17 protein-coding genes are annotated in these 16,731 nt (G+C 60.4%); 11 read left to right on the top strand and 6 right to left on the bottom strand.

The annotated features are described in order from the left end of the window. Positions 1–54: 54 nt before the first annotated feature. From H8K11_13920 to H8K11_13870, 11 genes are all read left to right on the top strand, one after another. A complete protein-coding gene (locus H8K11_13920) occupies positions 55–1,488 on the top strand; it encodes a Do family serine endopeptidase (GenBank protein ID MCS6264848.1) in 1,434 nt (477 codons plus the stop codon). A gap of 170 nt (positions 1,489–1,658) precedes the next feature. Further along, positions 1,659–2,033 (top strand): hypothetical protein, encoded by a 375-nt coding sequence (locus tag H8K11_13915; GenBank protein ID MCS6264847.1) that lies wholly within the window; start codon positions 1,659–1,661, stop codon positions 2,031–2,033. Beyond that, positions 2,030–2,428 (top strand): hypothetical protein, encoded by a 399-nt coding sequence (locus H8K11_13910; protein ID MCS6264846.1) that lies wholly within the window; start codon positions 2,030–2,032, stop codon positions 2,426–2,428. Before H8K11_13915 ends, H8K11_13910 begins: the two co-directional genes overlap by 4 nt. After that, positions 2,404–2,589, top strand: a complete 186-nt coding sequence (locus H8K11_13905) for a hypothetical protein (GenBank protein MCS6264845.1) — start codon at positions 2,404–2,406, stop codon at positions 2,587–2,589. Before H8K11_13910 ends, H8K11_13905 begins: the two co-directional genes overlap by 25 nt. Positions 2,590–2,596: 7 nt before the next feature. Continuing rightward, positions 2,597–3,301 carry a prepilin-type N-terminal cleavage/methylation domain-containing protein gene (locus tag H8K11_13900; GenBank protein MCS6264844.1) on the top strand — a complete coding sequence of 235 codons (705 nt, stop codon included), beginning with the start codon at positions 2,597–2,599 and terminating at the stop codon, positions 3,299–3,301. Positions 3,302–3,315: 14 nt separating this feature from the next. Continuing rightward, on the top strand, positions 3,316–6,075 hold the full coding sequence (locus H8K11_13895) for a response regulator (GenBank protein MCS6264843.1): 2,760 nt from the start codon (positions 3,316–3,318) through the stop codon (positions 6,073–6,075). Positions 6,076–6,129: 54 nt separating this feature from the next. Further along, complete coding sequence (locus H8K11_13890) at positions 6,130–7,203, top strand: response regulator (GenBank protein ID MCS6264842.1); 1,074 nt, start codon at positions 6,130–6,132, stop codon at positions 7,201–7,203. 135 nt (positions 7,204–7,338) lie between these two features. Continuing rightward, positions 7,339–7,758, top strand: coding sequence for a nickel-responsive transcriptional regulator NikR (gene nikR / locus H8K11_13885; protein ID MCS6264841.1), 420 nt, complete (start codon positions 7,339–7,341; stop codon positions 7,756–7,758). After that, positions 7,758–8,177, top strand: coding sequence for a DUF3842 family protein (locus H8K11_13880; protein ID MCS6264840.1), 420 nt, complete (start codon positions 7,758–7,760; stop codon positions 8,175–8,177). Before nikR ends, H8K11_13880 begins: the two co-directional genes overlap by 1 nt. A gap of 127 nt (positions 8,178–8,304) precedes the next feature. Continuing rightward, positions 8,305–10,350 carry a TonB-dependent receptor plug domain-containing protein gene (locus tag H8K11_13875; protein ID MCS6264839.1) on the top strand — a complete coding sequence of 682 codons (2,046 nt, stop codon included), beginning with the start codon at positions 8,305–8,307 and terminating at the stop codon, positions 10,348–10,350. A gap of 179 nt (positions 10,351–10,529) precedes the next feature. Continuing rightward, positions 10,530–11,099: a DNA-3-methyladenine glycosylase gene (locus H8K11_13870; protein MCS6264838.1), complete on the top strand. Its 570-nt coding sequence runs from the start codon at positions 10,530–10,532 to the stop codon at positions 11,097–11,099. 77 nt (positions 11,100–11,176) lie between these two features. On the opposite strand, the gene H8K11_13865 is transcribed toward H8K11_13870, so the two are convergent. The 6 genes from H8K11_13865 to H8K11_13840 all read right to left on the bottom strand — a co-directional run bounded on the left by H8K11_13865 (position 11,177) and on the right by H8K11_13840 (position 16,603). Next, the gene (locus H8K11_13865; GenBank protein MCS6264837.1) at positions 11,177–11,545 is read right to left on the bottom strand and encodes a hypothetical protein; all 369 of its coding nucleotides are present in this window, start codon (positions 11,543–11,545) and stop codon (positions 11,177–11,179) included. A 450-nt stretch (positions 11,546–11,995) separates the two neighbouring features. After that, positions 11,996–13,828 carry a GAF domain-containing protein gene (locus H8K11_13860; protein ID MCS6264836.1) on the bottom strand — a complete coding sequence of 611 codons (1,833 nt, stop codon included), beginning with the start codon at positions 13,826–13,828 and terminating at the stop codon, positions 11,996–11,998. A 280-nt stretch (positions 13,829–14,108) separates the two neighbouring features. Further along, positions 14,109–14,567 (bottom strand): phage holin family protein, encoded by a 459-nt coding sequence (locus tag H8K11_13855; protein ID MCS6264835.1) that lies wholly within the window; start codon positions 14,565–14,567, stop codon positions 14,109–14,111. Between the two features lie 155 nt (positions 14,568–14,722). Next, positions 14,723–15,043 carry a hypothetical protein gene (locus tag H8K11_13850; GenBank protein MCS6264834.1) on the bottom strand — a complete coding sequence of 107 codons (321 nt, stop codon included), beginning with the start codon at positions 15,041–15,043 and terminating at the stop codon, positions 14,723–14,725. A 22-nt stretch (positions 15,044–15,065) separates the two neighbouring features. Further along, positions 15,066–15,683: a c-type cytochrome gene (locus H8K11_13845; GenBank protein MCS6264833.1), complete on the bottom strand. Its 618-nt coding sequence runs from the start codon at positions 15,681–15,683 to the stop codon at positions 15,066–15,068. 107 nt (positions 15,684–15,790) lie between these two features. Then, entirely contained in the window at positions 15,791–16,603 is an 813-nt protein-coding gene (locus H8K11_13840; GenBank protein ID MCS6264832.1) for a carotenoid biosynthesis protein, read from the bottom strand. Positions 16,604–16,731: the final 128 nt, after the last annotated feature.

Genomic DNA, 16,731 nt, shown 5'->3' with positions numbered 1-16,731 from the left:
AGCTATTGCGCGACAAGCTAGTTTTTGTGCATCCTGCTAGGGATGTTTCACACCATGTCGTCACGTGGATCACAAACGGGCCTGTTGGCTCTGGGAATCGCGGGCGTCCTACTGGGCTGTTGGCCTGAGGGTTCAGCCTCGGCTTCTGATTTGCTTGCACCGCGTCTGTCAAAGGTCAGCACGGCGGGCGATTTGCAGGCCCAGGTGCGGGCCACTGCGGCCAAGGTGCTTCCCGCTGTCGTCAGCATCGCCTCGACGGTGATGGTGCACGATCAAGCCTTCAGCGATGAGGGGCTGCCTTTCGGCATGTTCAAAGACGTGCCGCCGCGTCGCCAATACGGGCAGGGCTCCGGGGTCATCGTCTCGTCGGATGGGTACATCATCACCAACAACCACGTCGTGGCCGATGCCGTGGATGTGGAAGTTATTCTCGCCGATCGACGGCAGTTCAAAGGGCGGGTGGTCGCGACCGATCCGAAAACCGATGTGGCGGTGGTGAAAATCAGCGCCACCGGCCTTCCTAGCGCGGCCTGGGGCGATTCCAGCGCGCTCGCCGTCGGCGATTTCGTCCTCGCGATCGGCAATCCCCTCGGTCTGAGCCGCACCGTCACCTTCGGCATCGTCAGCGCGGTCGGTCGCGCGGATGTGGGGGTGGCCGATGTGGAAGATTTCATTCAGACCGATGCGCCGATCAATCCCGGGAATTCTGGCGGGGCCCTGGTGAACACTAACGGAGAGTTGGTCGGGATCAACACGGCCATTGCGAGTCCGACGGGCGGCAGCGTCGGCGTCGGGTTTGCGATTCCCAGCAACATGGCGAGAACCGCCATGCAGAGTCTCATCAAGACGGGCCGGGTCGTTCGGGGATTTCTGGGGGCCTCCACGCAGGATGTCACACCGTTGCTCGCCAAGACGTTCCACCTGCCGGATGTGAAGGGTTCGATCATTACCGACCTGCAGGCCAAGGGCTCCGCCGAACGGGCGGGATTGAAGCGCGGCGATGTCGTGGTACGTTTCGACGGCCGCGACGTGATGGACAGCGGCCATCTGCGCAATCTGATGGCCACCGCGGCCATCGGCAGCAAACACCGGATCGAGCTGCTCCGCGATGCCAAGTTGATGCAGACGGACCTCACCGTGCAGGAAGCGCCGCGGGAGCGGCCCAAGAAAACGCAGACGGCAGATGCCGCTAGTTCCACCGCACATCCCCTGTCCGGTGTGATCGTGGATGAGGTGACGCCGGCCCTGGCGCGACAGATGGATTTGCCGGTCAACGCCGGTCTGGTCGTGACGGATATCGAAGACGGCAGCCTGGCCGAAGTCTCCGGGCTTCAGCCCGGCGATCTCCTGTTGGAACTCAATCGACAGCCCATCCCCAACTTCAATACCTTTCAGCGGCTCGCTGAACCGCTCCGGTCCACTGATCTCGCCCTGTTGCTCGTCAATCGTCAGGGCAGTCTGCTCTACATCCCCATCCAAAGCGAATAGTCGGGTTCGCACCCTTTCTAAAAAAACGACCTGTACCCACGCTGAATGTGCTGCGGAGTCGGCGCCGATGCCCTGTGGAAACTTTCGGAAAAGTTGAATTTACACGCAGGTACGACATACTGAGTCGGTACCAGAGAGACTCGGAGGATTCCACTTCAAAGAGGTGCATCGTGTGGTCGATCTCGCGGGTGAGTTGTCTGCTCGCCCTCTGGCTGTGCGCGGCCTGTGCGCCTGAGCCGGAGGCGGCGCCGTCGTATCTGCTCGGGGTGTGGGAAACGGCGGCCGAAGGTTACACGGACCAGCATATGTTTATCGATGAGCGCCGGATCGGATTCGGCACCAGTGCCGTCACGGCGGATGGGTATGTGATCACGCAGATCGATGAAAGCCGTGAGGGGACCAAGACCCTCTTCGTCGTCTCCTATCAGGGTGAAGACCAAACCAAGTACCAATTGGCATTTTTTTATGAGCCGGCCGCCGGCGGCAGGATTATCTACAAGAATCAGGATCATTTGGTCTGGACGAGAAAGGTTGCGACATCATGAGCCGGCCACGGTTTCGACGCCATTTTCTGTGGGACACGGTGCAGCCACGTTTCCTGGGTCTGAGCTTCTGTTATGTGGTGGTGGTGATCGTTGCCGTGTCGGCCGCGCTGTTTCTTCCGTTGATGCTCCAACTGGAGCATCTGCCTGTCTCCAGCCCGGAGGCACAGCGGGTGGCAGACCAGTTTGAGTTATTGCACAGCCGCTTCTGGCCGGTGGTGGCGGTGGTGTCTCTTCTCCTGCTCGTGCACGGGGTATTTTTTTCACATCGGATCGCGGGCCCCCTTACCTCCATGCGGAAGCGCAATGTTTGGGTGAAATGGTCGGCGCGTTGCGGGAGAAGATCGCCCGTATCGAAGCGCACCATGCCGACATGGCTCCGCAGTTGGAGCGATTGAAGCAGGCGGCGGCGCGAGGTTCGTTCCGCGAGGTAGAGCAGGAGGCGGATCGCCTTCGATCCACCGTCGATCAACTCGCGCAGGCGATGGAACCGTTTCAGACCAAGGCGGATGTGATCGAGGCCCGGCCGGTATCCTTGCCCTCTGCATCGGGATTTTAGGTCGCGTATGGCAAACAACACAGATTGCCGCGGGCAGCGTGGCTTTACGATCATTGAATTGATGATTGCCGTGGCGATTGTCGGGGCGTTGGCGGGTTTGGCGATCCCGAACTATCTGGGCTATCTCGACAAGGCCAGACTAGCCCGCTGCATTGCGGAAGTTCGCTACATCGAGCGAGCGATCGATTCGTATGAAGCCGCGAATGACGTATTCCCGAACACGTTAGCCGAAGCGGGGGCAGGCGACATCGCCGACCCTTGGGGAAATCCCTATGAGTATCTGAATATTGCGGCGTTAAGCCTGCCCGGGAACGGTGGCGGCAATGGTAACGGCGGTGGGAATGCGGGTGGGAACGGAAACGCAGGTGGCAATGGAGGTGGCGGAGGCAATGCAGGTGGGAATGGCGGTGGCGGTGCAGGAGGCGCCGGCAGTGGCGGGGGAAATGGGAACGGGGGCGGCAACGGCGGCGGGAATAAGACCTCCTATTGGTTTGAGCCAGACAGCGCCTATGCGGCCCAGGGAGGTGGCGGGAACGCCAGCAAGGGGAAGCCGCGCAAGGATCGCTTTCTCCATCCGATCAACTCCGACTACGACCTCTATAGTATGGGCAAAGACGGCGAGAGCGTAGAGCCGCTCACGGCTAAGAAAAGTCACGACGATGTAATCCGCGCCAATGACGGCAGCTTTGTCGGCTTGGCCGTCGAGTTCTAGCAGGACGAGACTTCGTGCAGATTGAACGGTCGTTTCTCAGTAGTCGTGTCGCCCGCAGGGTCTTCTTTCTCTTCATCCTCTGCGCCCTTTTGCCGGTCGGCGCGCTGAGCCTGGTGTCGTTCAGCGACGTGACCGGCCAGCTCACTCAGCAGGCCGAGCGTCGGGTGCGGCAGGAGAGTAAGGCTATGGGCATGGCCGTCTACCAACGGCTCCTCCTGCTGGAAGCAGAACTGCTCTCGATCAGCCGACAGCACCATGCGATCATCCCGACAGCGCCGGGCGACCTCCCGACACGGCCGCTTCCGAGCACACCGGGGTTTCCAGGCATGGCCTACGTCTCGGGCGATGGCGCGACGCGCGTCTTTCTCGGCGAGCTGCCGTTGATTCCCACTCTGTCGCCGGCGCAATGGGCGTTGCTCCGCCAGAACAAAACGTTGTTGACGACGGCGACCGATGACACCGGAGCCAGGCGCCTGTTTCTGGTCAGGCTTTCCGAACCCGATACGGCGGCCGTGGTGGCTGAAATCAACGGCGATTATCTGTGGGACCTGGCCGGCAGCATGACGCTCCCGGCGGAGATGTCCATGTGTGTATTCGGGACCGCGCCGGAGGTTCTGTTCTGCAGCCCTTCCGCTCCCGCTACATTGAGGGAGCAGCGGGTCGGGCAGGGCGAAGGGGGCAGCACGTCTCTATTGGAATGGCGAGATGAAGAAGATTCCTATATCGCAGGCTATTGGGCGATCCCGCTCCGGTACCAATTTTCGACGGCGCCGTGGACCGTGCTGTTGAGTGAATCGCGAAGCTCGGTGCTCGCGCCGCTGGCGAGCTTTCACTATCGCTTCAGCCTGGTGGTCGTGATCGCGCTGTTGTGCGTGGCGTTGCTCAGCGTGAATCAAATCGGGAAGACCATGGTGCCGTTGGAGGAGTTGGGCAAGGGCACCAGGCGGATTGCCAAGCGAAATTTTTCGACGCCGGTGCAGGTTAAGAGCGGGGATGAGTTCGAGGAGCTGGCGGCCTCCTTCAATGCCATGGCAAGCCGGCTGAATCAGCAATTCACGCAGCTGGCCACCATCCATGAGATCGACCGATCGGTGCTGTCGGTGCTCGACCCCAGCCGGATTGTCGATACGGTTCTGGCCAGGTTGCGCGAGGTCTCTCCCTGCCAGGGCCTGGCCGTGTTATTGATCGATCCATCCGAGCGCACTCGTGGGTGGCTCTATGCCAGACTCGGGCCGGAGAGCAAGCAGACGACGATGCAGGGTGTGACGGTGACGGAGGCTGAGAGCCGGATGCTCACGGCGCATCGGGACGGCTCGACTCTGGTGCAGCCGGACGGAACAGGGGCGTTTGCCGCCCTGAGTGGGCAAGGGAGCGAGTCCCTCCTGGTGCTGCCTCTCTTCCGCTCGCACGATCTGTTAGGCGGGATTGTGTTGAGTTACCGGAAGGCGCCCGACATGCACGCGGATCATCTCGTGCAATTGCGTCAGTTGGCCGATCAGGTGGCGGTGGCGCTGAGTAACGCCTCGGATCTCGCGGAACGGAAGCGGGCGGAATCGTCTTTGCGGGAGAGCCATACGCAGTTGGAAGCCGCTATGGCCGAACTCAAGACGACGCAACAGCAGATGGTCCAGCAGGAGCGGTTGCGGGCGCTCGGGCAAATGGCGAGCGGGATCGCGCACGACTTCAATAATACCCTGTCGCCGATCATGGGTTTCAGCGAACTCCTGCTCATCGCGCCCCAGATGTCGGCGGATCCCGCGCAACTGAAGGAATATCTGCAGACAATCAATATGGCGGCCAAGGACGCGGCGAAGGTCGTCAGCCGGCTGCGGGATTTCTATCGACCCCGCCTCGACGCGGACCTGGCCGGCATCGTCGATCTGAACAGCCTGGTCCAGCAAAGTGTGAAGCTCAGCCAGCCGAAGTGGAAGGATCAGGCTTTGGCGAACGGCGTGGCGATCGAGATCAAAACGGAATTGGAATCGGTGCCCTCGGTCGCAGGGCATGAATCGGAATTGCGCGAGGTGCTGACGAATCTGGTGTTTAATGCCGTGGATGCGATGCCCAACAGCGGGTCGATTACGCTCCGCACCAAAGTCGACGGCGATGCGGTGCGCCTGGAAGTCAGCGATACCGGCACGGGCATGACGGAAGAAGTGCGTCAACGTTGTCTTGAACCGTTCTTCTCCACAAAAGGAGAAAAGGGCTCCGGTTTGGGATTGGCCATGGTGTACGGCATCATCCGGCGGTTGCGTGGCACCATCGATATCACGAGTGCCGTCGGCGTCGGGACGACGTTCAGCATCCGGCTCCCGATTCAAGCGGAGGCGGAGACGAGCACAGACCATGGCGGACACAACATGGACGGGGTCCGGTTGCAGGTCCTGGTCGTAGACGACGATCCGTTGGTGGGCCGTGTGACGGGCGAATATCTCCGGGTGGCTGGGCACCGTGTGGAAGTGGTCGGGAGCGCGGCCGAGGCGATCAAGCGGTTCAATCCCGAGCGGGTCCATCTGGTGGTGACCGATCACGGCATGCCGCATATGACCGGTCGCCAGTTGGCCGGGGTGATCAAAAAAGTCTCGCCTGAGACGCCGGTGCTGCTGTTGACCGGAGGCGACCAACTCGAGCAGGAGGACACCGTGTCGCAGGCGGTCGATGCAGAATTGAGCAAACCGCTGACGATGGGGGCGCTCCGGCAGGCGCTGTCCAGGCTCCGGTATCCGAAATCACTCCCTGCGGAGAGCCAGAAAGAAATTGGTGATGCGGCATGAGGATGGTAGGGTGGAAGCGGTAGGATTTCGAGAACCAGGAGCACGGGTGTTGCCATGTCGGATCTTGATGTGAGCGCCGTCAAATTGCTGTTGATCGATGATGAGCTGCCTAGCCTCAAACTGATGGAGGCGATCCTCAAGCAGGCCGGCTACGAAAAAATTACCACGACGACCGACCCGCGTCAGGCGGTGCCGTTATATCAAGAGGTGAAGCCGGATCTGATTGCGACGGACATGCGTATGCCGCATATGGATGGATTCGAAGTCCTACGGCAGTTGACCGCCGTCATTCCCGCCGAAGACTATGTGCCGATTCTCGTCATTACCGGCGAGCTCGACGCTCCGACGAAGCACAGGGCCTTGGCGGAGGGCGCCAAGGATTTCCTGAACAAGCCGGTGGATGCTACGGAAGTCGTACTCCGCATCAAAAACCAACTGGTCACGAGGCAGCTGCATCGACAGCTGCGTATGCACAATGAACATTTGGAAGCGCAGGTCCGCTTGCGCACCAAAGTCGTGGAGCAAACGCAGCTGGATCTGCTGAACCGTCTCGCGCTGGCGGCGGAATATCGGCATGACGCGACCGGCGGCCATGCGTGGCGGGTCGGACGGATGGCCATGTTGCTGGCGGAGATGAAGGGGCTGCCTGCGGATCAGGTGGATATGATCAAGACGACCGCTCCGTTGCACGATATCGGGAAAGTAGGCCTGCGCGATTCCGTGATCCTGAAGGACGGGCCCTATGTGACGGCTGATTGGGAGGCGATGAAGCAGCACACCAAAATCGGCTCGCGGCTCCTGTCGGATAGTCGGGCTCCTCTGTTGATGATGGCCCGCGAGATTGCCCTGACGCATCATGAGCGGTGGGATGGAGCCGGCTATCACGGGATTAAAGATGTGCAGATCCCGCTGGCGGCGCGGATCGTGGCGCTGGCCGATGCGTTCGATATCATGACGCACCCCTGCTCATACAAAGCGACGATGACGCTCAGCGAAGCCAAAGATGAAATCGCCGCACAGGCCGGCAAGCAGTTCGATCCCGAGTTGAGCGCCTTATTCATGCAGCTCATCGACCGTGAAGGCGAGAAACTGTTCGCCGCAACGGGCCCGCTTCAGATGGTTGCGTAACAGCTCTCTTTCCGGTCCGATTCCTCCCGCTGGCGCCTCACCAAACATTCTCTTCACGGCCGCTTGACGCAGTCACGTCCGGCTTTGTATTATCCGTGCCACGATAATAAATTTCGTAACACGGATATCACGGCGATGAAGCAGCTTGCACGATTCGGCGTCTCGCTCGATCAGGATCTTCTTGCCGATTTCGACCGGCTGATCGAACGTCGCCGCTATACCAACCGCTCCGAAGCGATCCGCGACTTGATCCGGGACAATCTGGTCGGGCAGCAATGGGACGAGAATAGGGAGACCGTCGCCACGATCACGTTCGTGTACGACCATCATGTGCCGGGGTTGACGGGGAAACTCACCCATATCCAGCACGATTTTCAGGGACACATCATGGCCGGAATGCATGTGCATCTCGACCACGATCACTGCCTGGAGGTGCTGGTGGCCAAGGGCAAAGGGGCTGCCATTCGCAAGGTGGCCGACGCGTTGCTGAGCGTGAAGGGCGTGAAGCACGGCAAGCTCACCATGACGACGACGGGTAAAGGACTGAGTATCTGATGACGATTTGTGTCGTGGATGGACGCGGCGGCGGGCTGGGAAGCCGGATGGTCGCCGGTTTGCGCGGGCTTGTGGAGGACGGTCACGCAATTATCGGCCTGGGCCTTAATAGCGCCTCCGCGGAGGCGATGGCTCGAGCCGGCGCGACCTTCACCGAAACAGCCCCGCAGATGATCCACCGACGGCTCTACGCGGCGGATGTCATTGTGGGTTCCTTGAGTCTCCTCATGCCCGGGTCGATGTTGGGGGAAGTCACTCCCGTACTCGCGCAAGCCGTGCTGGAATCTTCGGCCAGAAAGGTGCTGCTCCCTCTCAACAAACGGAAGGTCGAAGTCGTCGGCGTCCAGGGACGAACCCTCGATGCGCTAATCGACCATGCCCTGCAGCGTTGTGTGTGTCTGCTCCAGGCGACTGCCTGATCGAACCCGCCGATTGTACATCTCCGATTGCACAGTCAGATCACGAGGGTCTGAAGCGGCCGCCAGGGGCTATGCGTGGACCATTCTGAGCGCTTTGTCCGCTCACGTGATGTGATTGGGAGTGATCATGCGGTGGATCGGATGGGCGATCGGTGCGGGAACAATCGTGTTGAGTGTCGGTGTGGCGGCGTTCGCCCACGATCCCGATGCGCCTGACCTCGACGTGCCTGAGGTGACGGTCGAATCCGACCGCCCGGTGGCGGCTTCGTCGCAGCAATTCATTCCCGACAAGGAATATCTCCTCCAGCCGCAAGGGCGCCCGGCCCAGGTGCTCCGCCTCATCCCGGGATTTATTGCCGTCGAACATTCCGGCGGCGCCGGCAAGGCCGACCAATATTTTTTGCGCGGGTTCGATGCGGATCACGGTACGGATGTCGCGTTTTTTGCCGACGGCATGCCGATCAACCTGCGCTCCCATGCGCACGGCCAGGGGTATACCGACCTCAATTTCATCATTCCGGAAACCATCGAGGGCCTCGACGTGTACAAGGGAGCCTATCTGCCGGAGTATGGCGATTTTGCGACGGCGGGGGCGGTGAATTTCAGGACGCGAGAGGTGGTGAAGGAGGGCGTGGTGCAGTCGGCCGGCGGGCAGTTCCATACGCAGCGCCACCTGTTGATGTTTTCTCCGACGACGGACCGTGTTCGCTCGCTGATTGCTGCCGAAGGGTACTACACGAACGGACCGTTTCAACAGGACAACCGTTACTTCCGGGGCAACCTGCTCGGGAAGGCGACGATGAATCCGAGTGCCCGGTCGGAGCTGTCGGTGACCGGGACCTTTCACAAGTCTCAATGGAATGCGTCGGGAGAGATCCCCTTGCGCGCGGTGCAGGACGGGTCGTTGGATCGGTTCGGTGCGGTCGATCCTTCCGAGGGTGGGCGAACGATGCGCAGCACCGGCCGGCTCAATTATCACTACGACACGACGTCGGGCGGCCGTTTTTTTGCCAATGCCTATGCGCAATACTACCGCTTCGATCTCTTTACGAATTTTACATTTTTCCAAAACGATCCCGTCAACGGCGACGGGTTTCAGCAGTCCGATCGGCGGGTTATGTATGGCGGCGACATCGGCTACAAGCAAACCGCACGATGGTTCGACATGGACGGCGCTGTGACTGTAGGGGTGCAATCACGGGTCGATCACATTCATGCGCGGCTCGGGCCGCAAGTGCTCAGAAATCCGCTCGGGAGCACGAGCGATACGGATATGACCGAAGCCTCTTATGCCCCCTTTCTCAAATTGGAAGTGCAACCGACACCCTGGATGCGTCTGGCCGGCGGGGTACGGAGCGAGGTGTTTACCTTCGATGTACGCAATCGTTGTCAGACCTGCGTGGCGCAAGCCTCCGGGACCGCCGATTCCGGTCTGGTGTTGCCGAAGGCGAACCTGATCCTCGGCCCTTGGTTGAGAACGGAATTCTTTCTGAACTATGGCGAGGGGTACCATAGTAACGATGCGCGCTCGGCGGTGACTTCGGCCGCTTCACCGCTGGCGAGAGCCAAGAGTTATGAGGTCGGCCTTCGCTCAAGACCGTGGGGTTCGGATGGTATCGAGCTGACGGCCACGTTCTGGGCCCTGGATATGAAGCAGGAACTGGTGTTTGTCGGTGATGAGGGAACGACGGAGATTCGTGGCGCATCCCGTCGGCGCGGTATGGAGGTCGGGGCGCGCGGGCAGGTTTGGGGGCCGGTGTATTTCAACGGCAGCATCACCTGGACCAAGGCGGAGTTCCGCAACGGCGATGCCATTCCCCTGGCGCCGCAAGTCACGGCGTATGGCGCGCTGCTGCTGCGGTGGCCGGAAGGACTAACCTCCCAGCTGCAAGCGACGTATCTGGGCGTTCGCCCGCTGACGGAGGATCGCAGCATCCGCGCGCCCTCCTGGATCGATATCGACTTGTCCGAACGGTACCAGATTCCGATCAAGCTGGCACATGGGCGACTCGAAGCGTTTCTGTTTGTGCAGAATCTACTCAATACGAAGTGGGAGCAGGCGGTCTTTGCCTTTGAATCGAGGCTGAGAAACGAAGCAACAGGCGTGACCGACATTCACTTTGTCCCGGGCAATCCGCGGATGGTGATGGGGGGCGTCGCATGGTATTTTTAGCAGGCGGCTGAAAAAGCCCGCCAGCGACGTTCTCGCCTCGGTACCGTCCTCAACGTAGCCAATGGGCTACGCCTCCGGCGGTACCATCGGCTGCGGCCTTGCTGAACGGGCTTTTTGAGCCGCCTGCTATTCGATCGGCGTCATCTCACATGTGGGGAAGGGGACATAAAGGATTTCCAATGAGTCGACTGAACCGGAAGATCCTGGATCGTTCCTACTTTAGCTGTTCAACGGTTGAAGTCGCGCGGTCGTTGATCGGCAAGTACCTTGTACGGGACAACGGGGCCGGGTTGATGGCCGGAAAGATCATCGAGGTCGAGGCTTACGTCGGCCCGGAGGACAAGGCCTGTCATGCATCGAAAGGACGAACGGCCAGGACGGAAGTGCTGTTCGGGCCGCCTGGAATGGCCTATGTGTATCTCTGCTACGGGATGCACGAGATGTTGAACGTGGTGACCGAGCAGGACGGCTATCCGGCGGCCGTCCTCCTGCGGGCGGTGGAGTGCGACGGGTTGCTCATCGATGGACCGGGCCGGCTGACCCGCGCATTCGGGATCGATCGCCGATTGAACCGCTGGGATCTCACAGCCGGGGCTACACTCTGGTTTGAGGATCGTGGGGACTCGTTGCCGCAAGACGCCCTCAAAACCTATCCGCGGATCGGGGTCGATTACGCCGGGGAATGGGCGAAGAAACCCTGGCGGTTTCGATTGCAGACGGAGGCCGGTTCTAGTCGGAAGAGGCGATAGGCAGCGATCACGGGAGCAAAAGAAACGGGGCCGTTGTCGTGAGACAACGGCCCCGTCTTCGTTCTATCGAATGGAAACTAGTCGATCTTACGGTCGCCGGTGATCTTGGTGGCAGAGGTCACCGGTGGCTCGATCTTGATTTGCGGACCCTGCACGTTCGGCAACCGACCGGCGCCCTGGCCTTCGGTAATCCGCGCGTTGTCCGACTTCACTAATTTCTGTTCGGCATGCTTGCTGGAGGAATCAGCAGACTTGAGCAGGGTGGACTCACCCCCCCCAGCCTTCTGGCCCGGGTCATTGGCTGTCGGCTGTCCGTTCACCGGGCTGCCGTCGTTCTTCATCGGATAACCTTCGTGCTTCGGCAACAGGGCCGGATTCGCGGAGGCCATCGAACACATAAACAATACACCTGCAAGGGTCGCGACGCTGCCGATCACGAATTTCATACCCCTACTCCTTTGAAAGAATGTGAAAGTATGGTGGTCGATTATAGACGTTAAAAGCCTGATGAGTGCGGGAATCTTAGCTATCTGAAGAAGCCGTGTCAAGGATAAAGGGGGGGAGGGGAGCGGGTGGTCCTGAGGCCATCCAGTTGCTCGCAGACCGCGCACAATCGGAATGTGCTCGGCCGATGCGCGCAGTTGGACGGCCTCAATGACCACCCACAGGTGTGTATGGCGATTCGCTACGAGAAGCGCGGCCTCGGAAGGCCCTCGTTGGACGTGCGCAGGAGGCGGCCTCCTAACCTATCGCGAAACCGGAGAAAAAGATGTGCTGGGCCCATGCGCGCAATTCGCCGGGCTTAGGACGTGACGTTGTTTGGTGCGTGGGAGACGCGCACTGAAAGGACCGGTTCCGAGGGGGAGTCTTCCGAGCCCTGAGCGCTCAAAGAGGAATTAGGAGGCGGCGGTCGGGCGGCGTGGCGGACGGCGTCCGCGTCCTCGATACCGATGGGCCGGCCCTCGGCTGACACCGGGCAGGCGGATGGTCACCGTCGTTCCTTCGCCGGGCGTTCCGGAAATGCCGATACTGCCCTGATGTTCCTCGACGATTTTCTTCACCGTGGCGAGGCCCAGGCCCGTACCGGACCGCTTGGTCGTAAAGAACGGTTCGAACACCTTGTCGACATGTTCGGGGGGAATCGGCGCCCCGTTGTTCTTGATCAGGATCTGAACTTCCAGATGTCGGCCTACCCGCTGGTTGCTCATGGAGATGGTCAGGATGCCGCCCGGGGTCATGGCTTCGATCGCATTTTTGAAAATGCTGAGGAAGACCTGCTGCATCTTGGCTTCGTCGGCCCGTACCGGGGCGAGGACTCCTGCATATTCTTTGACCACCTGGATGCGCGTGGCTTCCAGTTCGGTCGCCACCACGGTCAACGCATTTTCGACCATTTCCGGAACGCGGCAAAGCCGGCGCATGAGGTCGAGTGGTTTGGCGAAGTCGAGGATTTCATTGAGAATCGCTTCGATCCGGATCAGGTCCCGCATGGCGTTCTCGACACGGGTTTGCGGGTCGAAATCGAGGATGCCCTCGGCCGTGACCTCTTCCAACTGTGCCCGAATCGAACCCAGCGGTTCACGGATTTCAGTCGCGAGGAAGGCGCTGAACTCTCCGATGGCCGCCTGCCGCTCCTGTTTTCTGATCACCGGTTCAGCCGAGATCAGCGCGGGTGAGCCTGCTGCCGTGTCCGGTGCGCCTTCGGCCTTGGCGGCGCCTGCCGCTGCGGGCGGGGCGGCCTGAAGCAGATCGACCAACTTGAGATTGATCGGTTCGAGCAGGCGGGCATCGGTCACCGCAAACCGGTCCGCTTCTTTCGAGGCCAGCGTGATGGTGCCTCCGACTTGTCCGCGCAGGAAGAAGGGCAGCACCAGCGACGACTGGAACCGGTCTTTGTACAGGTGTTTATGATCGAGGAAGCGGCCTTGAGTCGAAGCCAGATCGTGATCGACGCGTGGCTTACGGTGGCGCACCACCCATCCGGCGGCGGAGGCGTCGAGCGTCAAGCGCTGGCCTGCTTTAAGATCTTTCTTCTGGTCTTTCGGGTCGGTCTTTTGTTCCCCGGCGATCCCGAGCACTTCGACATTACCGGCGAGCGGGTCATACGCGCCGATCCAGGCGCGGTCGAAGGCCAGGGTCTGCCCTAGCTCATTCAACAGCAACACGATTTTTTCTTGGATCTCCGGGGTCGCATGGGAAGTCGGCGCGTTGTAGACATCCGGAGTGGCGATGACCGGCTGCGGCTCTTGCACCACCAGCGGACGGCTGAGCAGCACATTGAGGTCGAAGAGGCTGTCCCGTTCGAGGGCCTTGGTAATGTCGTCGCCGGCCTGCTCCAGCATCGTCTTGTCTTTTTTGGCATAGACGGCATTGTCTTTCCGTCCGATCACCAAAAAGCCGAAGGTGCGTTGACGGTGCCGCAACGGCACGCCCAGCAGCGACTTGGCCCCCGGGGTGACCAGACGAAGACGCATGGTGCGTGAGGCCTCAGGATCGTTGCCGGCGGGGACGGAAGTCAGTACCTTCTGCGAAGACAGCGTACGGACGATCGATTGCACATCGCGTGGCGTGAACCCGCGATGCACCTGGGTCGTGAGCGGTCCCTGCTCCTGGTGGAAAATCGCAACCAGGGCGGCATCGGCGGGGAGTCCGTTGACGACGGAAGTCAGGGTGCGTTGCAGGTGCGTTTCAGCGGCGGCTTTTTTTTCTGATTCAGCTGGAGGACTCATCGACCTCTATGCAGGATGTTGCCGGCTATGCAGGGGGCTACCGACGGTGTTCCGGTCTGGATGACTCCGATCGTGAGTCATGGCCCGCAGCATGTTCGGAACATGGTGCTCGTTATAGGTTGTGCGCTCTCGGCGGTGAAAAGCGAGCGTCGGGCGGCATTGTAGCAGCCGGATCAAGGTAACTCAAGGAAGCGCATGAATTTGAAGAGCACAGGGCCAATAGTTTATGGCAAGGTCCATGGGGCTTCCCGCCGTCTGTGCGATACGCCATACCTCCACGCTAATCCGGGTTGATGATCGTGGGCGGGCGCTGGGGATGATCGTGTCGTTCCACCCGGGTATGTTCCACCACCAGGATCATGTTGAGCAGGCTGCTCACAAGGCTGATGACGAGGGCGCCCCAGAAGGACGCCCCGAACCCGACGACCGTAAAGCCTTTGACAAGGGCGGCGGTCAGCTGCAGCAGGAGGGCATTGATCACCACCATGAACAGGCCGAGCGAGACGACGATCAGCGGGAGCGCCAGCAGGTAGAGCAGCGGACGGATGAGCGTATTCAGCACCGTCAGCACGAGCACGGCGGCCAGCCCGGCGCCGAGGCTCTCCGATTCGATGCCGGGCACGATGGTCACGGCGAGAAACACGGCCAGTCCCATGATCAACACCCGCATGACAATGGGACGCAGGCCACTGTTGCCGCTCGTGCTGTGCTGGTTTCCCTGCAACTGAAACACTCGCATGGGACCCTCTTCAATCGTGAAACGTAAAACGTGCCTCACGGGGAACTCAGTGCGTATGGCTATCAGCTATACGCCACGTGCTCTACGCTCATCATTCGGAGGGGAGACGAACGACGTTTCACGAACGACGAATGATACCGATGACCTGCGGTCTGCTATTGTGCCTCTTTGGGTTTGGAGTCCGAGTAATGGACTTCCGTGGCGATCAGGCCGTCGGTGCCCTTTTCGGCTTCAATGACCACGCGGTCTCCCACCTGCGGCGGACTCTTCGGGCGGCGAAGGTTCCGCACCTTATATTGCGTCTTGTCCGTGATTCGTACCGACACGACCTGGCCTTTTGGGGTTTTGACCTCGATATGGGTCGCGTCGATGGCGGCTACGACGCCGAGCACGTGCTGCCCGCTTCCATGGGCGGCCACCACGGCCGGGGCGCAGATCAGAAGGAACGCGGCAATGAAGAGTCGAAGGAATGTCACGGGTGGTCCTTTCGTTCGCGAATTAATGATGATGCGAGCCGGCGGCCTTGGAGGCTGCGGCGTCGTCACCGCCCAGAAACTGGTCGAACAGGGCTTCTTCCTGGAGTTCTTTCTTGGTCTTTGGATTCAAGCCGGCCATTTCCTGTAATTCTTCTTCGGTCACACTGGGAAGATGCCGGATGAAATGCACCAGTTGCCAGCTGCCGCTGTCCTTCGCCGGATCGCCGGTGCCCCAGCCGGGCATGGCGGTGAAGCGAATGCCGTTCTGAATGATGAAGAACAATTCTCCGTCGGACATGGTTTGCGTGTCCCGCAGGCGAAGGTCCGGTGCTTTGGGGTAAACGTTCTTGCCGATCACGGTCTCCCCGCTGCCGTTGTTCGCATGGCACGAGGCGCAATGGTCGGCGAAGTGGGCACGGGCCTCCTTCATCAGCTCCTGCGTGACGGGCAGCGGGTTCCGGAGTTGCCGATTCTCATACGGAATGGCCAGGTGGCGGAGTTGTCTGGCGATCAGCACCTCCAGCTCGTTCGGCTCAGCCTTGGCGCTGAAGCCGGTGCTATAGGACTGATACCCGAACCACCCGAGGATTCCCAGGGCGGCGAGGAAACCGATCATCAACAGTCCGCACAGTTTTTTCATCGGAGACAAACCTTCCAGTGCAGGCGCAACGCCTGTGAACACTATACAGTCTCGATCAAATGAATGCCAATCACGGCGGGGTTCGAGGGGGCCTGCTTCGGGTGTGTTTATGTAGATTGTGTCGCAGGCGTGAGCAGGCGTAGCAACAGGATGGTCGTTATCGGCACATACATGAGGAGGCCGGTGGTGCCTTGAAGGGTTTCGCCGATCCAGAACGTCATGGCCAGGTTAAAGGCCAGCACTCCATAATAGAGTCCGCCGCCCAGCAACAGGCGATGCGTGATTGAGGGACGGTGTTGCGGCAAGGGCCGGTTGAGCCGCCGGTCCAATGGAAAGTAGATCAACAGGGAGATGGCGCCGACGACCGCCCACCCGACATAGTTCGCCATCGGGACGCCGAAATGCACGCCGGGATCCGGGTAGTAATAAATCTTTCCCAGAAACCAACGGTCCCCTCGCAAGGCGACCGGATCGATGACCATATCGATGAAGGCGAAGAACAGCACCGTCAAGGCGAACACCGGCCAACTCGTCCGGAACGGCAGATCGAACTTCAGATCGTGAAGCCGTGGTGCCCTGTCGGTGCTGGCGCCTGCCCGTATCGGCAAGAGAAACAACAGCGCCAGGCAATAACTGGCGAACAGCAGGAACGAGAACGAGATCGAGTCCATGAAGGGGATATTGGAGAAGTAAAGTTCCTGCCCGACCGTTGAGCCGTTGTAATGGTACCAGCCGAAGGGAATGCCGTTGCGTGTCGAAGAAAACTCGCAGACGAAGGCGGTGATCCAGCTGATGAGCCAGAAGCGCCAGGTGCGCGGCCAGCCGATCAATGAGATGGCCGAAACTAGAAACGCGGCGAGGAAGGCAAAGACGTAGGGGCGGAGGAGAATGGTTTTAAAGAAAAGGAAAAGGAGTTCCATCGGGGGATCAACGAATGCTCAAACAGGTCACGTTCTTACCCGCCCACCTCGGCGCGTCAAGACACGGCCCTGTCTCGGGCAAGGCCGCAGGCGACGACAAGACCGGAGGCGTACCAGTTCTTACCCAC

This window comes from Nitrospira sp. (genome assembly GCA_024998565.1).
Taxonomy (GTDB): domain Bacteria; phylum Nitrospirota; class Nitrospiria; order Nitrospirales; family Nitrospiraceae; genus Nitrospira_A.
Note: the sequence above shows the minus strand (reverse complement) of the source record. Positions and strands in the feature narration are given on the sequence as shown.